Source organism: Streptomyces sp. CNH189, assembly GCF_000527195.1.
Genome location: NZ_AZUS01000027.1, coordinates 21,611 through 38,425, shown reverse-complemented (window position 1 = coordinate 38,425; position 16,815 = coordinate 21,611). Strand labels below are relative to the sequence as shown.

At 72.8% G+C, this 16,815-nt stretch carries 12 protein-coding genes; 10 read left to right on the top strand and 2 right to left on the bottom strand.

Going from position 1 to position 16,815, the window contains the following annotated elements:
* Positions 1–102: 102 nt before the first annotated feature.
* From B100_RS0129805 to B100_RS0129780, 6 genes are all read left to right on the top strand, one after another.
* Complete coding sequence (locus B100_RS0129805) at positions 103–2,349, top strand: MMPL family transporter (protein ID WP_024888037.1); 2,247 nt, start codon at positions 103–105, stop codon at positions 2,347–2,349.
* Positions 2,327–2,896, top strand: coding sequence for a GNAT family N-acetyltransferase (locus B100_RS0129800; RefSeq protein WP_024888036.1), 570 nt, complete (start codon positions 2,327–2,329; stop codon positions 2,894–2,896). The genes B100_RS0129805 and B100_RS0129800 overlap by 23 nt, the downstream gene beginning before the upstream one ends.
* A gap of 35 nt (positions 2,897–2,931) precedes the next feature.
* Positions 2,932–3,459 (top strand): hypothetical protein, encoded by a 528-nt coding sequence (locus B100_RS0129795; protein ID WP_024888035.1) that lies wholly within the window; start codon positions 2,932–2,934, stop codon positions 3,457–3,459.
* A 159-nt stretch (positions 3,460–3,618) separates the two neighbouring features.
* Entirely contained in the window at positions 3,619–3,798 is a 180-nt protein-coding gene (locus tag B100_RS0129790; RefSeq protein WP_024888034.1) for a hypothetical protein, read from the top strand.
* 140 nt (positions 3,799–3,938) lie between these two features.
* On the top strand, positions 3,939–7,037 hold the full coding sequence (locus tag B100_RS0129785; RefSeq protein WP_024888033.1) for a helix-turn-helix transcriptional regulator: 3,099 nt from the start codon (positions 3,939–3,941) through the stop codon (positions 7,035–7,037).
* 42 nt (positions 7,038–7,079) lie between these two features.
* Positions 7,080–7,301 (top strand): DUF6191 domain-containing protein, encoded by a 222-nt coding sequence (locus tag B100_RS0129780; protein WP_024888032.1) that lies wholly within the window; start codon positions 7,080–7,082, stop codon positions 7,299–7,301.
* Here B100_RS0129780 and B100_RS34450 read toward each other — a convergent pair.
* Both B100_RS34450 and B100_RS0129770 read right to left on the bottom strand, forming a co-directional pair.
* Positions 7,298–8,440 (bottom strand): PQQ-dependent sugar dehydrogenase, encoded by a 1,143-nt coding sequence (locus B100_RS34450; RefSeq protein WP_037723786.1) that lies wholly within the window; start codon positions 8,438–8,440, stop codon positions 7,298–7,300. The genes B100_RS0129780 and B100_RS34450 overlap by 4 nt on opposite strands.
* 208 nt (positions 8,441–8,648) lie before the next feature.
* Entirely contained in the window at positions 8,649–9,647 is a 999-nt protein-coding gene (locus tag B100_RS0129770; RefSeq protein ID WP_024888031.1) for an aldo/keto reductase, read from the bottom strand.
* Positions 9,648–9,722: 75 nt separating this feature from the next.
* Between B100_RS0129770 and B100_RS0129765 the strand changes: the two genes are divergently transcribed.
* The 4 genes from B100_RS0129765 to ilvN all read left to right on the top strand — a co-directional run bounded on the left by B100_RS0129765 (position 9,723) and on the right by ilvN (position 16,707).
* Entirely contained in the window at positions 9,723–10,673 is a 951-nt protein-coding gene (locus B100_RS0129765; protein ID WP_106967125.1) for a 2-hydroxyacid dehydrogenase, read from the top strand.
* A 409-nt stretch (positions 10,674–11,082) separates the two neighbouring features.
* Positions 11,083–14,079 carry an EAL domain-containing protein gene (locus B100_RS0129760; protein WP_024888029.1) on the top strand — a complete coding sequence of 999 codons (2,997 nt, stop codon included), beginning with the start codon at positions 11,083–11,085 and terminating at the stop codon, positions 14,077–14,079.
* Positions 14,080–14,310: 231 nt separating this feature from the next.
* Positions 14,311–16,161 carry an acetolactate synthase large subunit gene (locus B100_RS0129755; protein ID WP_024888028.1) on the top strand — a complete coding sequence of 617 codons (1,851 nt, stop codon included), beginning with the start codon at positions 14,311–14,313 and terminating at the stop codon, positions 16,159–16,161.
* Between the two features lie 21 nt (positions 16,162–16,182).
* Positions 16,183–16,707: an acetolactate synthase small subunit gene (gene ilvN, locus B100_RS0129750; RefSeq protein WP_024888027.1), complete on the top strand. Its 525-nt coding sequence runs from the start codon at positions 16,183–16,185 to the stop codon at positions 16,705–16,707.
* The last annotated feature ends 108 nt before the right edge of the window (positions 16,708–16,815 follow it).

The following is a 16,815-nucleotide window of genomic DNA, read 5'->3' as shown; positions in this document are numbered from 1 at the left end:
ACAGTGGCAGGGCATTGCTCATGCGTTCTTTGCGGGCTGTTCGATCGTTCGTCGGCTGTACCCGGTCAAAGATCCACCCCGAGCCATACCGGGAGCACGCCTGTGGCAGCCCTAGCACGTTGGTGCGTTCAACGCCGTTTGTTCACCGTTCTGCTGTGGCTCCTCGCCCTGGTCGGAATCGCGGCGGGCGCCTTCGTCGCCGGCTCCGCCTACTCGAACGACTACAAGGTGCCCGGCACCGAGTCGGGGCGCGCCACCGAGCTGCTGAAGGAAGGCTTCCCGGGCCTCGGGGGCGACAGCGACAGCGTGGTCTGGCACACCTCGTCCGGCACGGTCCGGGACAGCGACGTCGAGCAGACCATGACCCGCACCCTCGACCGCATCGCGGACCTGCCCGGCATCGCCTCCGTCAGCACCCCGTACGCCGACGGGGGCGCCGGACAGATCAGCCAGGACGGCCGCACCGCCTACGCCACGGTGGCCTTCGAGCAGCAGACCAAGGACATGTCCCCAGGTCAGGCCGGTGCCGTGGTCAAGGAGGCCAAGGCCGCCGAGACCGACGGCCTGAGCGTCGATCTGGGCGGCAGCGCCGTCGAGCTGAGCGAGCCGTCCGGCGGGCACATGGCCGAGATCGTCGGCGTGGCCGTCGCGGCCGTGGTGCTCTTCCTCGCCTTCGGCTCGCTCGCCGCCTCGCTGCTGCCGATCGCCACCGCGCTGGTCAGCGTCGGCACCGCCTACGCGGGCATCGTCCTGCTCGGCCACCTGATGACCGTCGCGGACTTCGCACCCATGCTCGGGCTGCTGATCGGGCTCGGCGTGGGCATCGACTACGCGCTGTTCATCGTCACCCGGCACCGGCGCGGACTGAAGCGCGGCCTGAGCGTCACCGAGGCCGCCACCAACGCCGTCGCCACCACCGGCCGGGCCGTGGTGTTCGCGGGTGCGACCGTGTGCATCGCCCTGCTGGGCATGCTGATCCTGCGCCTGAACTTCCTCAACGGCGTGGCCGTGGCCGCCTCGCTCACCGTGGTGCTCACCGTCGGCGCCTCCGTCACCCTGCTGCCCGCCCTGCTGTCGCTGATCGGCACCCGGGCGCTCAGCCGCCGCGAGCGGCGCCGGCTGGCCGAGCACGGCCCCGAGCCGGAGATACCCACCGGGTTCGCCGCCCGCTGGTCGGCGTTCGTGGAGCGCCACCCCAAGCTGCTCGGCGCGATCGCCGTCGTCGCGATGGCCGTCCTCGCGCTGCCCACCTTCTCGCTGCACCTGGGCACCTCCGACCAGGGCAACGACCCCAAGACCTCCACCACCCGCCAGGCCTACGACCTGCTCGCCGACGGCTTCGGCCCGGGCGTGAACGGACCGCTCACCCTGGTCACCAAGGTCGACGGCGCCCCCGACCGGCTCGCCCTGGACAACCTCGACGCCACCCTGCGCACCACCGAGGGGGTCGCCTCGGCGTCACCGGTGACGTACAACCAGGGCGGCGACACCGCCTTCCTCACCGTCGTACCCGAGTCGTCCCCGCAGTCCAAGCAGACCAGCGACCTGGTCGACCGGCTGCGGGAGGACGTGCTGCCCCGGGCCGAGTCGGGCACCTCGCTCGACCTGCAGGTCGGGGGCGTGACGGCCGGCTACGACGACTTCGCCTCCGTCATCGTCGGCAAGCTGCCGCTGTTCGTCGGCGTCGTGATCAGCCTGGGCTGTCTGCTCCTGCTGCTCGCCTTCCGGTCCATCGGCATACCGCTCAAGGCCGCCGCGATGAACGTGGCCGCCGTCGCCGGCGCCTTCGGCGTGGTCGTGATGATCTTCCAATGGGGCTGGGGGAGCGAACTGCTCGGCCTCGGCCGCGCGGGCCCCATCGAACCCTTCCTGCCCGTGATCATGGTGTCCGTGCTCTTCGGGCTGTCCATGGACTACCAGGTGTTCCTGGTGAGCCGGATGTACGAGGAGTGGCTGGAGACCGGCGACAACCGCCGTGCCGTCCGCGTCGGCCTCGCCGAGACCAGCCGCGTGATCAACTCCGCCGCCGTCATCATGATCTCGGTGTTCCTCGCCTTCGTGCTGAGCGGTGACCGCGTGATCGCCATGTTCGGCATCGCCCTCGCCGCGGCCGTCGCCCTGGACGCCTTCATCCTGCGCACCCTGCTCGTGCCCGCCCTGATGCATCTCCTCGGCGGCGCCAACTGGTGGCTGCCCAAGTGGCTGGACCGGTTCCTGCCCCGGATCAGCATCGAGCCGCCCGAGTGCCGCGCCGCCCATGAGAGGCTGGCCGCCGTCACGGACGCCGGGGTGGCGGACGTGCTGGCGGAGGAGGAGCGGCAGCGGGATGTACGCGATACGACTGGGTGACGACGGCGCCGAACTGCGCCCGCTGGAGCCGTGGCACGCCGAGGAGTTCCTCGCCCACCTGGAGCGGGGCCGGGACTTCGTCAACCGGTACATCCCCTTCGGCTCCCGGGCCACGGACGTCACCACGGCCCGTGAGGCGCTCCAGCGGTACGCCGACATGCGCGCCGCCGACACCGCCTCGGTGCACGGGCTGTGGCTGGACGGCACGCTGGTCGGCGGGGTGCTCACGCTGAACTTCGACGCCGCGAACGGCACCTGCGAGGTCGGCTGCTGGCTGGAGCCCGCCGCCACCGGACGGGGACTGGTCACCCGCGCGATGCGCGTGCTCATCGACTGGGCCGTCGAGCAGCGTGGGATCCACCGGGTCGAATGGGTCGCCGCGTCCGGCAACACGGCCAGCATCGCCGTCGCCCGCCGGCTCGGCATGACCCGGGACGGCGTCCGCCGCTCGGCCCACCTGCACCACGGCGTACGGCACGACCTGGAGGTCTGGTCCGTCCTCGCCCCCGAGTGGCGCGCCCGTGAGGAGCACCCGGACCCGCGTTAAGCGGAATCTCAGACGCCGTCCGTACGGTGCGGGACATGGGAACGAAAACAGAGGACGAGACCGAAACCGGAATCACGACCGCGACCACGGCCGGGCCTGACGGGCAGGTGACGGAACAGCCCGGGGAACCCGCCGCCGAGGACCGCGTCGAACCGGCCGAGGGCCCGTCCGGGGTCGGACAGGGCGCCGCCGCGGTCGTCTCCGCGGCGCTCGGCGTCGTCTCGCTCACCGGCAGCTGGCTGGGCACGGTGGCCGCCGCACGCGAGACCCTGACCGGCCAGCTGCGGACCGCCGCCGACGCGGGCGTCGCCACCCAGGTCAAGGAGATCTACGGCGACGCCTGGCACACCAGCGCCCTGTGGGGCGGCCTCTTCGCCCTCACCGCGCTGATCGTGGGCGCGGTGGTGCTCGTGCGGCCCGCGTTCGGCACGCCCGGCCGCACCGCGCAGGCACCCTGGATCAAGTCGGTCGCCTGGGCCGGCGTCGCCCTCGGTGTCGTAGGACTGCTGCTGGCGGTCCTCAAGTACACCGACGTCCTTCTGGGGCTCCCCGCGACCGGCTGAGGAGGTGCCTAAGGCCCCCGGCCCGCCTGAGGCACACCATCTAAGGCATCGCGCCCGCCCCAAGATATGGAACTCTCCCGATGTGGCGGACCCGCCTCGGGGACGAAGGTGGAGGCATCGCAGAAAGCGACGTCGACACCGACTCCCAGGGGGAACACCATGTGGGAACACGAGCTGTACCGGCTCCGCCACGACGACCTCGTCCGCAGGGCCGCGACCGAGCGCCGCGCCCGTGAGGCCGTGCGGGGCCGCCGCGCCGCCCGCCGCGGAAGCGCGGCACGCGGCGCCGAGCCCGAGAGCCATACCCGGCGACGGTCCTGGTTCGCCCGGGCCGCGTGACACACGTACCGGGGCGGCGGCCGCGCCGAATGCGGCCGCCGCCCCTTTCGGCCGCCGTGACCACATGGTTTCGAGGAGGCGATGTCGTGCCGGTGCGCCGGGACGGGAAAACCGCTGCGCCGACGCCGGACGCGCGTGCGATGCTCAGGGGCGTGGAGACCAAGTCCGTCAGTCCCGTGTTCGTCGGCCGCTCCGTCGAACTCGCCACTCTGTACGACGTGTTCACCCGCGCCGGCGCCGGCGAACCGCAGGCGCTCCTGATCGGCGGCGAGGCCGGGGTGGGCAAGACCCGCCTCGTGGAGGAGTTCGCCGCCGCGGCCCGTGACCGGGGCGCGGTCGTCGCCGTCGGCGGCTGCGTGGAGATCGGCGCCGACGGGCTGCCCTTCGCCCCGTTCTCCACCGCCCTGCGCCAGCTGCGCCGGGAGCTCCCCGAGCAGCTCGCGGCCGCCGCCTCGGGCCAGGAGGAGGAACTGGCCCGCCTGCTGCCCGAACTCGGCACCGCCGCCGCCCGCCAGGCCCGCCGCGACGAACAGGGTATGGCCCGCCTCTTCGAGCTCACCGCCCGCCTGCTGGAACGGGTCGCCGCCGAGCACACCGTCGTCCTCGTCCTGGAGGACCTGCACTGGGCCGACGCCTCCACCCGCCACCTGCTCGCCTACCTGTTCCGCACCCTGCGCACCGGCCGCCTCGTCGTCCTCGCCACCTACCGCTCCGACGACATCCACCGCCGCCACCCGCTGCGCCCCCTGCTCGCCGAGCTCGACCGGCTGCGCACCGTGCTCCGCGTCGAACTGCGCCGCTTCAACCGCGCGGAGGTGCACCGGCAGATCGCCGGCATCCTCGCCCGCGAACCCGAGCCGCACCACGTCGACGACATCTTCGAACGCTCCGACGGCAACGCCTTCTTCGTCGAGGAACTCGCCGTCGCCGCCCACGAGGGCTGCCGCACCGGCCTCACCGACTCCCTGCGCGACCTGCTCCTGGTCCGGGTCGAGACACTCCCGGAGAACGCCCAGCGGGTGGCCCGGATCGTCGCCGAGGGCGGCTCCGCCGTCGAGGACCGGCTGCTCGCCGCCGTCGCCGGACTCGACGAGGACGAGCTCATCGAGGCCCTGCGCGCGGGCGTCAACGCCAGCATCCTCACCCCCGCCCCCGAGCGCGACGGCTACCGCTTCCGGCACTCCCTGGTCCGTGAGGCCGTCAGCGACGACCTGCTGCCCGGCGAGCGCTCCCGCCTCAACCGCCGCTTCGCCGAGGCCCTGGAGGCCGACCCCGCCCTCGTCCCCGCCGACGAGCGGGCGACCCGGCTGGCCAGCTACTGGTACCACGCCCACGACGCCGCCAAGGCCCTGCCCGCCGTCCTCGACGCCTCCGTCGAGGCTCGCAGACGGCACGCCTACGCCGAACAACTGCGGCTGCTGGAGCGGGCGATGGAGCTGTGGGACGGCGTCCCCGACGCCGTGCGCGCCGCACTGCGCCCGCTCGACCACGCCGAGACCTACCCCTGCCCGGTGCCGGCAGGACACGACGGGGCGTCCGACGGCCACGACGCCGGGGGCAGGCCGCTGCGCTATCTCGACCTCATGGCGGAGGCCGCCGTCGCCGGCCGCCTGTGCGGGGAACGCGAACGCGCCCTGAAGATCACCAAGCGGGCGCTGCGTCTCCTCGACGAGGACCCCGACCCGCTGCGCGCCGCGTGGTTCTGGGTGCAGCGCTCCCGGCTCACCCAGGCGCTCTCCCGCGGCGACGGCTGGGACGAGCTCGGCACCGCGCGGGAACTGGTGCGCGGACTGCCGCCCTCCGAGGTGCACGCCGAGGTGCTGGCCTCCGCGGCCGGCTGGTCGATGCTGCACGAACCCGGCGCGGACGCCATGACCGCCGCGGAACGCGCCGTCGAGTACGCCCGCATGGTCGGCGCCCACGACATCGAGCTCAACGCCCGGCTGACCCTCGGCGGCCTCATGGTCGACGCCGGTGACATCGACGCCGGACTGGCCGAGCTGTACGAGGTCAAGGAACGGGCCACCGAACTCGGCGTCGACACGGTGGTGGCGCGCGCCTTCGTCAACCTGCCCTCCGTGCTCGAGGGCGTCGGCCGGTCCGAGGAGGCCGTGCGGCTGCTCGAGGAGGGCGTCCGGGTCACCCGGCGGCTCGGACTGGTGGACCCCGAGGGCTGGATGTACGGCAACCTCGCCGAGTCCCTCATCTCCGTGGGCCGCTGGGACGAGGCCGAGCAGGCCGCGACCCACGCGCAGCGACCCGGGCAGGGCGCCAAGCCACGCGCCGGCGGTTCGATCCGCCTGGCGCACCTGGCCCACGTCCGGGGGGACACCGCCGGGGCGGTCCGCCGCCTCGCCGAGGCCCGCGCCCGGTTCGGCACCCACGACCCGATGCCGCAGTACGCCCTGCCGATGACATGGGTGGCCCTCCGCATCGCCGCCGCCGAAGGCCGCGTCGACGAGGCCCGCGCCCAGCTGTTCGACGCCCTGAGCACCGGCTTCCCGCCCGGCACCCAGCGCTACGGCTGGCCCCTGCTGCTCGCCGCCGCCACCGCCGAGGCCGACCGGTACGGCGACCCGGAGACCGAGGCCGGCCGCGCGCAGGTCCTCGACCGCATCCGCGGCGCGGCGAAACGCCTGGCCACCGGAGTCCCCCTGTGGACGGCCCACGACCTGTGGCTGCGCGCCGAACTGCTGCGCGCCGACGGCAGGACCGAGCCCGACGCGTGGTCCGAGGCGGTGGCCGCGACGGAACCGCTGGGGCGGCCCTACGACCTCGCCTGTGTCCGCCTGCGTCTCGCCGAGGCGCTGCTGGCCGCCGGCGCGGGCGAGGACGAGCGGGCCCGCGCCACCGAACTGCTGCGGCTGGTGGACGCCGTCGCCGGTCACCTCGGCGCGGCGCCGCTGGCACGCGAGGCCGCGCTGCTGGCCCGGCGCGGGCGCCTGACGCTGACGCCCGCCCCGCGCGAGGAGACGCCCCCGGCTCCGGCCGACCCGGCCGAGGCGCTCGGGCTGACCAGCCGGGAGCGGGACGTCCTGCGCCTGGTGGCCGCCGGACACACCAACCGCCGTATCGCCGAGGAACTCTTCATCTCGCCGAAGACGGCCAGCGTCCACGTCTCGAACATCCTCGCCAAGCTGGGCGTCTCCGGCCGCGGCGAGGCGGCGGCGGTGGCCCACCGGGTAGGCCTGGTACCGGCCGGAGCCGGACAGCGGGAGACCGCGCGACAATCGGTGTAGGACGCGAGCGGCCCGGCACCCGTGGCCCTGGGAAGGGGAGCGATGTTCAACGCCTTCGAGGAGCTGTTCGCCCCCGGACGCAAGCACGGCGACGACGAACGCAAGCGCCTGGAGCTGAGCCGGGAGGACGTCGGTGACGCCGACCCCGGACGCGGGCCGGTGGACCTCGCGTCCGGGAAGGTCACCGTCCGCCGGCCGGCGCCCTCGGCGGAGGACGCCGAGGACGCCGAGGACGCCTCCGAGGAGGAGCGACCCGGAAGCTAGCTCACCCGGAGCTCCAGGATGCGGTCGTCGTCGTCCTTCGGGTCGCCCCGGCCGTCCGTGTTGCTGGTCACCAGCCACAGCCGGTCGCCGCCCGCGGCGACCACGGTCCGCAGCCGGCCGTACTCGTCCTCCAGGAAGGCCTGCGGGTCCGCGGAGGCCTCCGTCCCCTTGAGCGGTACGCGCCACAGCCGGTCTCCGCCCAGGCCCGCCATCCAGACGGAGCCCTCGGCGTACGCGATGCCGCTGGGGGACGCCTCGTCGGTGCTCCACTGGGCGATCGGGTTGTGGAAACCGCCCTCGTCGGAGTGGCCCTCCGCCTCCGGCCAGCCGTAGTTGTCGCCCGGCGCGACGGCGTTCAGCTCGTCCCAGGTCTCCTGGCCGAACTCCGAGGCGAACAGCCGCTGTTCACGGTCCCAGGCCAGGCCCTGCACATTGCGGTGGCCGTAGGAGTACACGGGGGAGTCGGGGAACGGGTTGCCCGGGGCCGGTTCGCCGTCCGGGGTCATCCGCAGGATCTTGCCGCCCAGGGACTCCTTGTCCTGGGACAGGCCCGTGTCGCCGCTCTCGCCCGTGCCCGCGTAGAGCATGCGGTCCGGGCCGAAGGCGATCCGTCCGCCGTTGTGCACGAATCCCTTGGGGATGCCCCGGAAGACCGTGTCGGGAGCCCCCAGCTGCTCGCCGGCCGGCTTCCGCTCGGTGTACAGCATGCGCACGACGCGGTTGTCGGAGGCGGAGGTGAAGTAGGCGTAGATCATGTGGTCCGAGGCGAACTCGGGCGACAGGGCGATGCCCAGCAGACCGCCCTCGCCCTCGGGCGAGACCCCGGGCACCTCGCCCAGCTCGGTCTTCCTCCCGGTCTTCCCGTCGACCCGGGTGATCGTGGCGTCGTCCCGGGAGGACACCAGGAGGTCGCCGTCCGGCAGCGGTGCCAGGCCCCAGGGCGTGCTCAGTCCCGTCGCCACCGTGCGGACGACGGTCACCGAGCCCTTCGCGGGCGGAGTCTCCTCGGCCTTCCCGGAAGGCGAGGAGGGGGCCGCCGCGGCGGTGGAGGCGGTGCCGTCCCGGTCCGGCGGTGCTCCCTCCTCGGAGGAGCAGCCGGCCGTCAGCAGGAGCGCGGCGGCGGCCAGCACGGCCGTCACGGCTCGTCGTTGCACGATCTCGTCCCTTCGACGCGGCGGGTTCTGTCTGTCATACACCGCTCGCGCCTCTCAGGTTCCCGCTTCGCCCGGGCCGAACCCCGGGCCGGCACCCGGGGCGCCCCGCCGGGCATCCGGCCCCGCCCGCCACCTGGCCACCGTCGGCCACCGGTCACGACGGTTCGCCCCCCGGCCGGTGACGCGTGCCCGCTCAGTCCCAGGACCCAAGCGCCGCCGGAAGGGCCGCGATCTCCGCGAGGTCCCGTTCCGTCAGGCGCAGGTCCGCCGCGGCCGCGTTCTCCGTGACCCACCGCTCCCGCTTCGTACCCGGCACCGGGATCACCTGGCGGCCCCGGCTCAGCACCCAGGCCAGCGCCACCTGCGCCGGGGTGACGTGCTCCCCGTGCCGGCGCGCGATCCGGCGCAGACCCACCACGATCGGCTGGTTCGCGGCCATCATCTCGGCCGTGAAGCGGGGGTGCCGGGCGCGCAGGTCGTCCGCCTCGAACCCCACGCCGGGGGTCAGCGTGCCGGTCAGGAAGCCGTTGCCCAGCGGCATCGCCGCCAGGAAGCCGACGCCCCGCGACGCGCACCACGGCAACAGGTGCTCCAGCGCCTCCGGCGACCAGACCGAGAGCTCCGCCTCCACCGCGCTGACCGGGAAGACCTGCTGCACCCGCTCCAGCTGCCGGATCGTCGCGTCGTGCAGCCGCGCCCCCGGCCGCCGCGACGAACGCGCCCCGACCGCGCACAGCCCCAGCGCCCGTACCTTCCCCGCCCGCACCAGCTCCGCCATCGCGCCCCAGGTCTCCTCGACCGGCACCTCCGGGTCGGCGCGGTGCAGCTGGTAGAGGTCGATCACGTCGGTCTGCAGCCGGCGCAGCGACGCGTCGCAGGCCCGTCGGACGTACCCCGGGCGGCCGTTGGCCACGATGTGCTGGTCGCCCACCAGCAGTCCGACCTTGGTCGACACGAAGGCGTCGGCGCGCCGCTCCCTCAGCACCCGCCCGAGCAGCAGCTCGTTGGTGAACGGCCCGTACATGTCGGCGGTGTCGAGGAGGGACGAGCCCGCGTCCAGCGCCCGGTGCACCGCTTTCAGCGACTCCTCGCCGCGCTGCCTGGACGTGCTGTAGGCCCAGCTCATCGGCATGCACCCGAGTCCTACGGCACCCACCGCGAGCGCCGCCGCGCCGATCGTCCTGCGCTCCACCTGCTCGTGACCCTCCCTCTCCGGCCCCCCAACCTAACCTCTGCGTCCGCGAACGCCTGAACTAGCCTCCGGAGCATGACTGCTGACGTGTGGCTCCCCATCCCGCCGGACGAGATCGAAGGGCTCCCCGAGGGGCCGCGGTACCGCTTCTGGGACGGCGGTGACGCGTTCCCGGCCGACCCGGCGGACTGCGCCTTCTACGTCGTGCCGTACATGAGGTCCGCCGAGGTGTGCCTGCGTCCGCTGCCGCGGATGCGTTCCGTGCGTGCGGTGCAGACCCTGTCGGCCGGCATCGACCACGTGCGGCCGGGACTGAAGGACCTGCCGGCGGGTGTGCCGCTCTGCAACGCCCGCGGGGTGCACGAGGCCAGCACCGCGGAGCTCGCGCTCACCCTGATCCTCGCCTCCCTGCGCGGCATCCCCGACTTCGTGCGGGCCCAGGACCGGGGGGAGTGGCGGGGCGGCTTCCGCCCGGCGCTCGCCGACCGGAACGTGCTGATCGTCGGGTACGGCTCGATCGGCGCGGCCATCGAGGACCGGCTCGTTCCGTTCGAACTCGCGCGGGTGGCGCGCGTCGCGCGCTCCGCGCGCACCACGGAGCGCGGGCCGGTGCATCCACTCACCGAACTGCCCTCCTTGCTGCCGGACGCGGATGTCGTCGTCCTCTCCACCCCGCTGACCGACAGCACCCGGCACCTCGTCGACGCCGGATTCCTGGCCCGGATGAAGGACGGCGCCCTGCTCGTCAACGTCGCCCGCGGACCCGTCGTCGACACCAAGGCCCTGCTCACCGAGCTGGAGAGCGGCCGTCTCACCGCGGCCCTCGACGTCACCGACCCCGAACCGCTGCCCGCCGACCACCCGTTGTGGCGGGCCCCCGGCGTTCTCGTCAGCCCGCACGTCGGCGGACCCACGTCCGCCTTCCTCCCCCGCGCGAAGCGTCTGCTCCGCGACCAGTTGCGCCGATACGTGAACCACGAGGAGCTCGGCAACGTGATCCTGGTGACGGGAAGGGAAGACGTGTAGTCCGCTTCGAGTACCGTCCGCGACTCCCCGAGAGCGGTGGGTACTCGACGGTCCGTTGATCGTCACGGAGCGTAGAGGACCTATGTCCCTGAGTGACGATACTGGTGTATCGTCCCGACAGGGGCTGCGCCGTCGACCAACGGCGCGGGGGAGCGACACGAAGACTGTGAGGGGGGCGACGGGCGATGCACGGCCACTGGACGAGCGATCCGACGCGGCGGACGCGTCGGCGGCGACACCGGCGCACGGACACGCACAGGCGCGGCCACCACATCCGGCGCGGCGACCGGACCGACGGCACCCGGCCTCACCACGACCCCGGCGACGACCGGTGGACCGGCCGGCGGTCCAGGCCCCGGACGCACCGGGGACCGTGGGGCGCGGCCATGGCGCGGACCGGGAGGGACCGGTGAGCGCGCCGCCCTCGTCCTCCACCCTGGACGGAGCGCTGCGTCCCGCGTCCGCCCCGCGGGCGCTGCTGCCCGGTGTGTCCGCCGCCGGCCGCCGGCCCGGTCCGGCGGCGCAACTGGTCCTGGCCCTGGTCTGCGCCGCCTACGCCGTCGGAGCCGCGTGCGGCTGGGGCTCCGAGCGACTCGCCCTGATCATGGGCGACTTCGGGCTCAGTGCCGCCGCCGCTGCCGCCGCCGTCTCCTGCGTCGTCTACGCCCGCAGCCGCCGCACCCGCTACCGGCCCGCCTGGCTGCTGTTCGGCCTCTCCTCGGCCATGGCCTCCCTGGGCAACCTGGTCTGGGGCTGGTACGAGGTCGTGCTGAACCGCGAGGTGCCGAACCCCAGTTACGCCGACCTGTTCTTCCTCTGCTTCGCGCCGCCCGCCATCGTCGGCCTGCTGGTGCTCGCCAAACGGCCCGTGACCAAGGCCGGATGGGTCTGCCTCGGCCTCGACGCCTGGCTGATCGGCGGCTCGCTGCTGACCCTGGCGTGGAGCCTCGCCCTCGCCCAGGCCGCCCAGGCCGAGGGTCCGGGCGTCGCGCACACGGCGCTGTCGCTCGCGTACCCGCTGCTCGACATCGCCCTCGTCAGCATGGTGCTGGCACTGCACTTCCGGCGCTCGGCGATCAACCGCTCCGCGGTGAACACCGCGATCGGGGCGCTCGCGCTCACCGTGATGTGCGACGCCCTGTTCACCTCCCCGCTGCTGCACGCCGACTACCGCTCCGGGCAGCTGCTCGACGCGGGCTGGTTCGCCGGCTCGCTGCTTCTGGCCTACGCCCCCTGGACGGCCCCCCGCCGCGGTGGACCGGAGCGCGAGGGGCACACGCGCGTGGTCCGCGAGCACCTGCCCGGGCGGCGCGGCGCCCCTGACCACCAGCACGCCCCGCCACCAGGCCAGGACCCCGGCCGGTACCAGCTCTCGCGGCCCATCGCGGGATCCCTCGCCGCACTCACGCCGTACCTGGCGGCGGCCGTGTGCACCCTCGGGATCCTCTACAACGTCCTCAACGGGCGCAGCGTCGACCGCGTCGTGCTGCTCACCGGCGGCACCGTCGCGCTGGCGCTCGTCGCGCGCCAGGGCATCATGCTCCTCGACAACATCACCCTCACCCAGGAACTGGCGCAGAAGGAGAACCACTTCCGCTCCCTGGTGCAGGGGTCGAGCGACGTCATCATGATCGCGGCGCCCAGCGGCATCCTGCGGTACGTCTCCCCGGCCGCCGCCGGTGTGTACGGCCGCCCGGCGGAGGACCTGGTCGGCACCGAACTGGCCGCGCTCATCCATCCCGAGGACCTGGGCCGCGTGGTGCACGAGGTGCGCCGGTTCCTCGCCGCCGACCCGGTCGAGGAGCCCACCACGCGCATCGAGTGCCGCTTCCGCTCGGGCGGCGGGGCAGGCTGGCTGAACGTGGAGTCGACGGTCAACCGGCACCACGGCGGCCTCATCTTCAACAGCCGTGACGTCACCGAGCGGGTGCGCCTCCAGGCGCAGCTCCAGCACAACGCCGAGCACGACCCGCTGACCGACCTGCCCAACCGCGCCCTGTTCACCCGCCGCGTCCAGCAGGCCCTCTCCGGCCGCCGCGCCTCGGACCGCGGAGCCGCCCTGCGCGGCACGGCGGTGCTGTTCATCGACCTCGACGGCTTCAAGGGCGTCAACGACACCATCGGACACCAGGCGGGCGACGAACTGCTCGTCCAGGCCGCCCGCAGACTCCAGGACGCCGTCCGCAAGGGTGACACCGCGTCCCGGCTGGGCGGCGACGAGTTCGCGGCCCTCATCGTCGGCGACGGCGTCCGTGACCGGGACGCCCGCGAGCGGCACATCCTCGAACTCGCCGACCGGCTCAGAGTCACCCTCTCCCAGCCCTACCTCATCGACGGCAACGATGTCCGCGTCAACGCCTCCATCGGTGTCGCCTTCGCCGAGCCGGGACTCGGCGCGGGCGAGCTGCTGCGCAACGCCGACCTCGCGATGTACCGGGCGAAGGCGGCCGGCAAGGGCCGGGTGGAGCTGTACGAGCCGCACATGCAGCAGGACGTCGTACGCAAGGCGGAGCTGGCCACGCGGCTGCGCGCGGCGCTGCACCACGGCGAGTTCGCCCTGCTGCACCAGCCGGTGGTGTGCCTGGCGGACGGCAGGATCACCTCGGTGTGCGCCCAGGCGCGCTGGCGTTCCTCGCAGGGCGTGCTGTTCACCCCCGCGGAGTTCCTGCGCGTGGCCGAGGACAGCGAGAAGACCGCCGAGCTGGGCCGCTGGCTGCTGGACGAGGCCGTGGAGCAGGCCGCCGAACGGCACGCCACCGGGCTGCCCGTACCGGTGGCCGTCCGGCTGAGTGCCCGCCGGCTGCTGGACCGGTCGCTGCCCCTCGGCTCGATCGAGGCCCTGCTCACCCGGCACGGACTCCCGTCCGGCTCGCTGATCGTGGAGCTGGCCGACATCGACCCCCGGGTCTCCCTCGACGAGCTGGAGCGCCGGCTGACCGTGCTCAAGCGGCTCGGCGTGCGGATCGCCCTGGACGGCTTCGGCAGCGGACCCGCGGCGATCACGGCCCTGCGGCGGCTGCCCGTCGACATGCTGAAGCTGGACCGCAGCCTGGTCGACGGAGTGGCGGAGTCCGCGCGGCTGTACAAGATCACTCACGGGCTGCTGCGGATCGCCTCCGACCTCGGGCTGCAGTCCGTGGCCGACGGCGTGGACCTGCCCGAACAGGCCGAGGCCCTGCGGGCGATGGGCTGCACCCACGGGCAGGGTCTGGCCTTCTCCGGGCCGCTGGACGAGTACCGGCTGCGCCGGGCGCTGGCAGCCGGCCACTACCCGGTGCCGCACGGTGCGGCCGAACCGGTGCTCGCCGGCGGGGGTTCCGCGGTCTACTCCTCCGGGGTGACCGCGGTGCTCAAGAGCGGTACGGCACTCCGTTCACATAATGAGACTCCCGTCCCACCTACTTGACAGTGGGTGTGCGCCGGGGGGAGGGTCAGTGCCATGCGCACCCGAATTCTCGTACTTGGACAGCGCGTCGGCTGACGCTGAGCGACGAACGCTCAGCGATCCACCACCCGGCGCGCTCCCCTCGCTTGCCTTACGGCACGAGGGGTTTTTTGTTGCACAGGCACCTGTCGAGCAGCACGCGTAACCCGCACGAACTTCGCAAAAACCCTCAGCATCGAGAAGAGAATGCCGATGACCGAGCAGGCCACCGGGGCCCATCACCCGCAGCCGCGGCCCCGTTCCGGAGGACAGCAGTCCGCCCCCGTCGAGCACGTCACGGGCGCGCAGTCCCTCATCCGCTCCCTCGAGGAGGTCGGCGCCGACACGGTATTCGGTATCCCCGGCGGCACGATCCTGCCCGCCTACGACCCGCTGATGGACTCGACCCGGGTGCGCCACGTCCTGGTCCGCCATGAGCAGGGTGCCGGTCACGCGGCCACGGGTTACGCGCAGGCCACCGGCAAGGTGGGCGTCTGCATGGCGACCTCGGGCCCGGGCGCCACCAACCTGGTCACGCCCATCGCCGACGCGCACATGGACTCCGTCCCGCTGGTGGCCATCACCGGTCAGGTCGTCTCCAAGGCGATCGGCACCGACGCCTTCCAGGAGGCGGACATCGTCGGCATCACCATGCCGATCACCAAGCACAGCTTCCTGGTCACCAAGGCGGAGGACATCCCCCAGGCGATCGCGCAGGCCTTCCACATCGCCTCCACCGGCCGCCCCGGCCCGGTGCTGGTGGACATCCCCAAGGACATCCTCCAGGCGAAGACCACCTTCTCCTGGCCGCCCGTCATGGATCTGCCCGGCTACCGGCCCGTCACCAAGCCGCACGCCAAGCAGATCCGCGAGGCCGCCAAGCTGATCACGGCCGCCAGGCGGCCCGTCCTCTACGTCGGCGGCGGCGTCATCAAGGCAGGCGCCACCGCCGAGCTGAAGATGCTCGCGGAGCTCACCGGAGCGCCCGTCACCACCACCCTGATGGCGCTCGGCGCATTCCCCGACGGCCACCCGCTGCACGTGGGAATGCCGGGCATGCACGGTTCGGTCACCGCCGTCACCGCGCTGCAGAAGGCCGACCTGATCGTCGCCCTCGGAGCCCGCTTCGACGACCGCGTCACCGGCAAGCTGGACAGCTTCGCCCCGCACGCCAAGATCGTCCACGCCGACATCGACCCGGCCGAGATCGGCAAGAACCGCGCCGCCGACGTGCCGATCGTCGGTGACGCCCGCGAGGTCCTCGCCGACCTCATCCAGGCCGTCCAGAAGGAGCACGCCGAGGGCCACCGCGGCGACTACTCGGCCTGGTGGAACGACCTGAACCGCTGGCGCGACACCTACCCGCTGGGCTACGACCAGCCCGCGGACGGCTCCCTCTCCCCGCAGCAGGTCATCGAGCGCATCGGACAGCTGGCCCCCGAGGGCACCGTCTTCGCGGCGGGTGTCGGCCAGCACCAGATGTGGGCCGCCCACTTCATCCAGTACGACAAGCCCGCCACCTGGCTGAACTCCGGCGGCGCCGGAACCATGGGCTACGCGGTCCCCGCCGCCATGGGCGCCAAGGCGGGCGTGCCCGACCGCACGGTGTGGGCGATCGACGGCGACGGCTGCTTCCAGATGACCAATCAGGAGCTCACCACCTGCGCCCTGAACAACATCCCGATCAAGGTCGCCGTCATCAACAACGGCGCCCTCGGGATGGTCCGCCAGTGGCAGACCCTCTTCTACAACCAGCGGTACTCCAACACGGTTCTGCACTCCGGCCCCGACGACGTCAACCCGGAGGCGAGGGGCACCCGCGTCCCCGACTTCGTGAAGCTGGCCGAGGCCATGGGCTGCTACGCCATCCGCTGCGAGGACCCCGCCGACCTCGACAAGGTCATCGAGGAGGCCAACTCGATCAACGACCGCCCGGTCCTGGTGGACTTCATCGTCCACGAGGACGCGATGGTCTGGCCGATGGTCGCCGCCGGCACCTCCAACGACGAGATCATGGCCGCCCGGGACGTGCGCCCCGACTTCGGCGACAACGAAGACGACTGAGCGAGAGAGACCGAAGAGATCATGTCCAAGCACACGCTCTCCGTCCTGGTGGAGAACACCCCCGGCATCCTGGCCCGGATCGCCGCCCTGTTCTCCCGTCGCGGCTTCAACATCGACTCGCTCGCCGTGGGTGTCACCGAGCACCCCGACATCTCCCGCATCACCATCGTGGTGAGCGTCGACGAGTTCCCGCTGGAGCAGGTCACCAAGCAGCTCAACAAGCTCGTCAACGTGCTGAAGATCGTCGAGCTCGAACCCGGGCACGCCGTCCAGCGCGAACTCGTTCTGGTGAAGGTGCGCGCCGACAACGAGACGCGCTCCCAGATCGTCGAGATCGTCCAGCTCTTCCGCGCCAAGACGGTGGACGTCTCCCCGGAGGCCGTGACCATCGAGGCCACCGGCAGCAGCGACAAGCTGTCCGCCATGCTCAAGATGCTGGAGCCGTTCGGCATCAAGGAGCTGGTCCAGTCCGGCACGATCGCGATCGGACGCGGTGCCCGTTCGATCACGGACCGGTCGCTGCGCGCTCTGGACCGGTCGGCGTAGGACCAGTGACGGGCGGCCGGGACACGGCCGGCCGCCCGCATCGCGAGACCCCCAACCTTCCCCCTCCCTCACCGTCATACGGTGGGACGCAACACCCGCACACAAGGA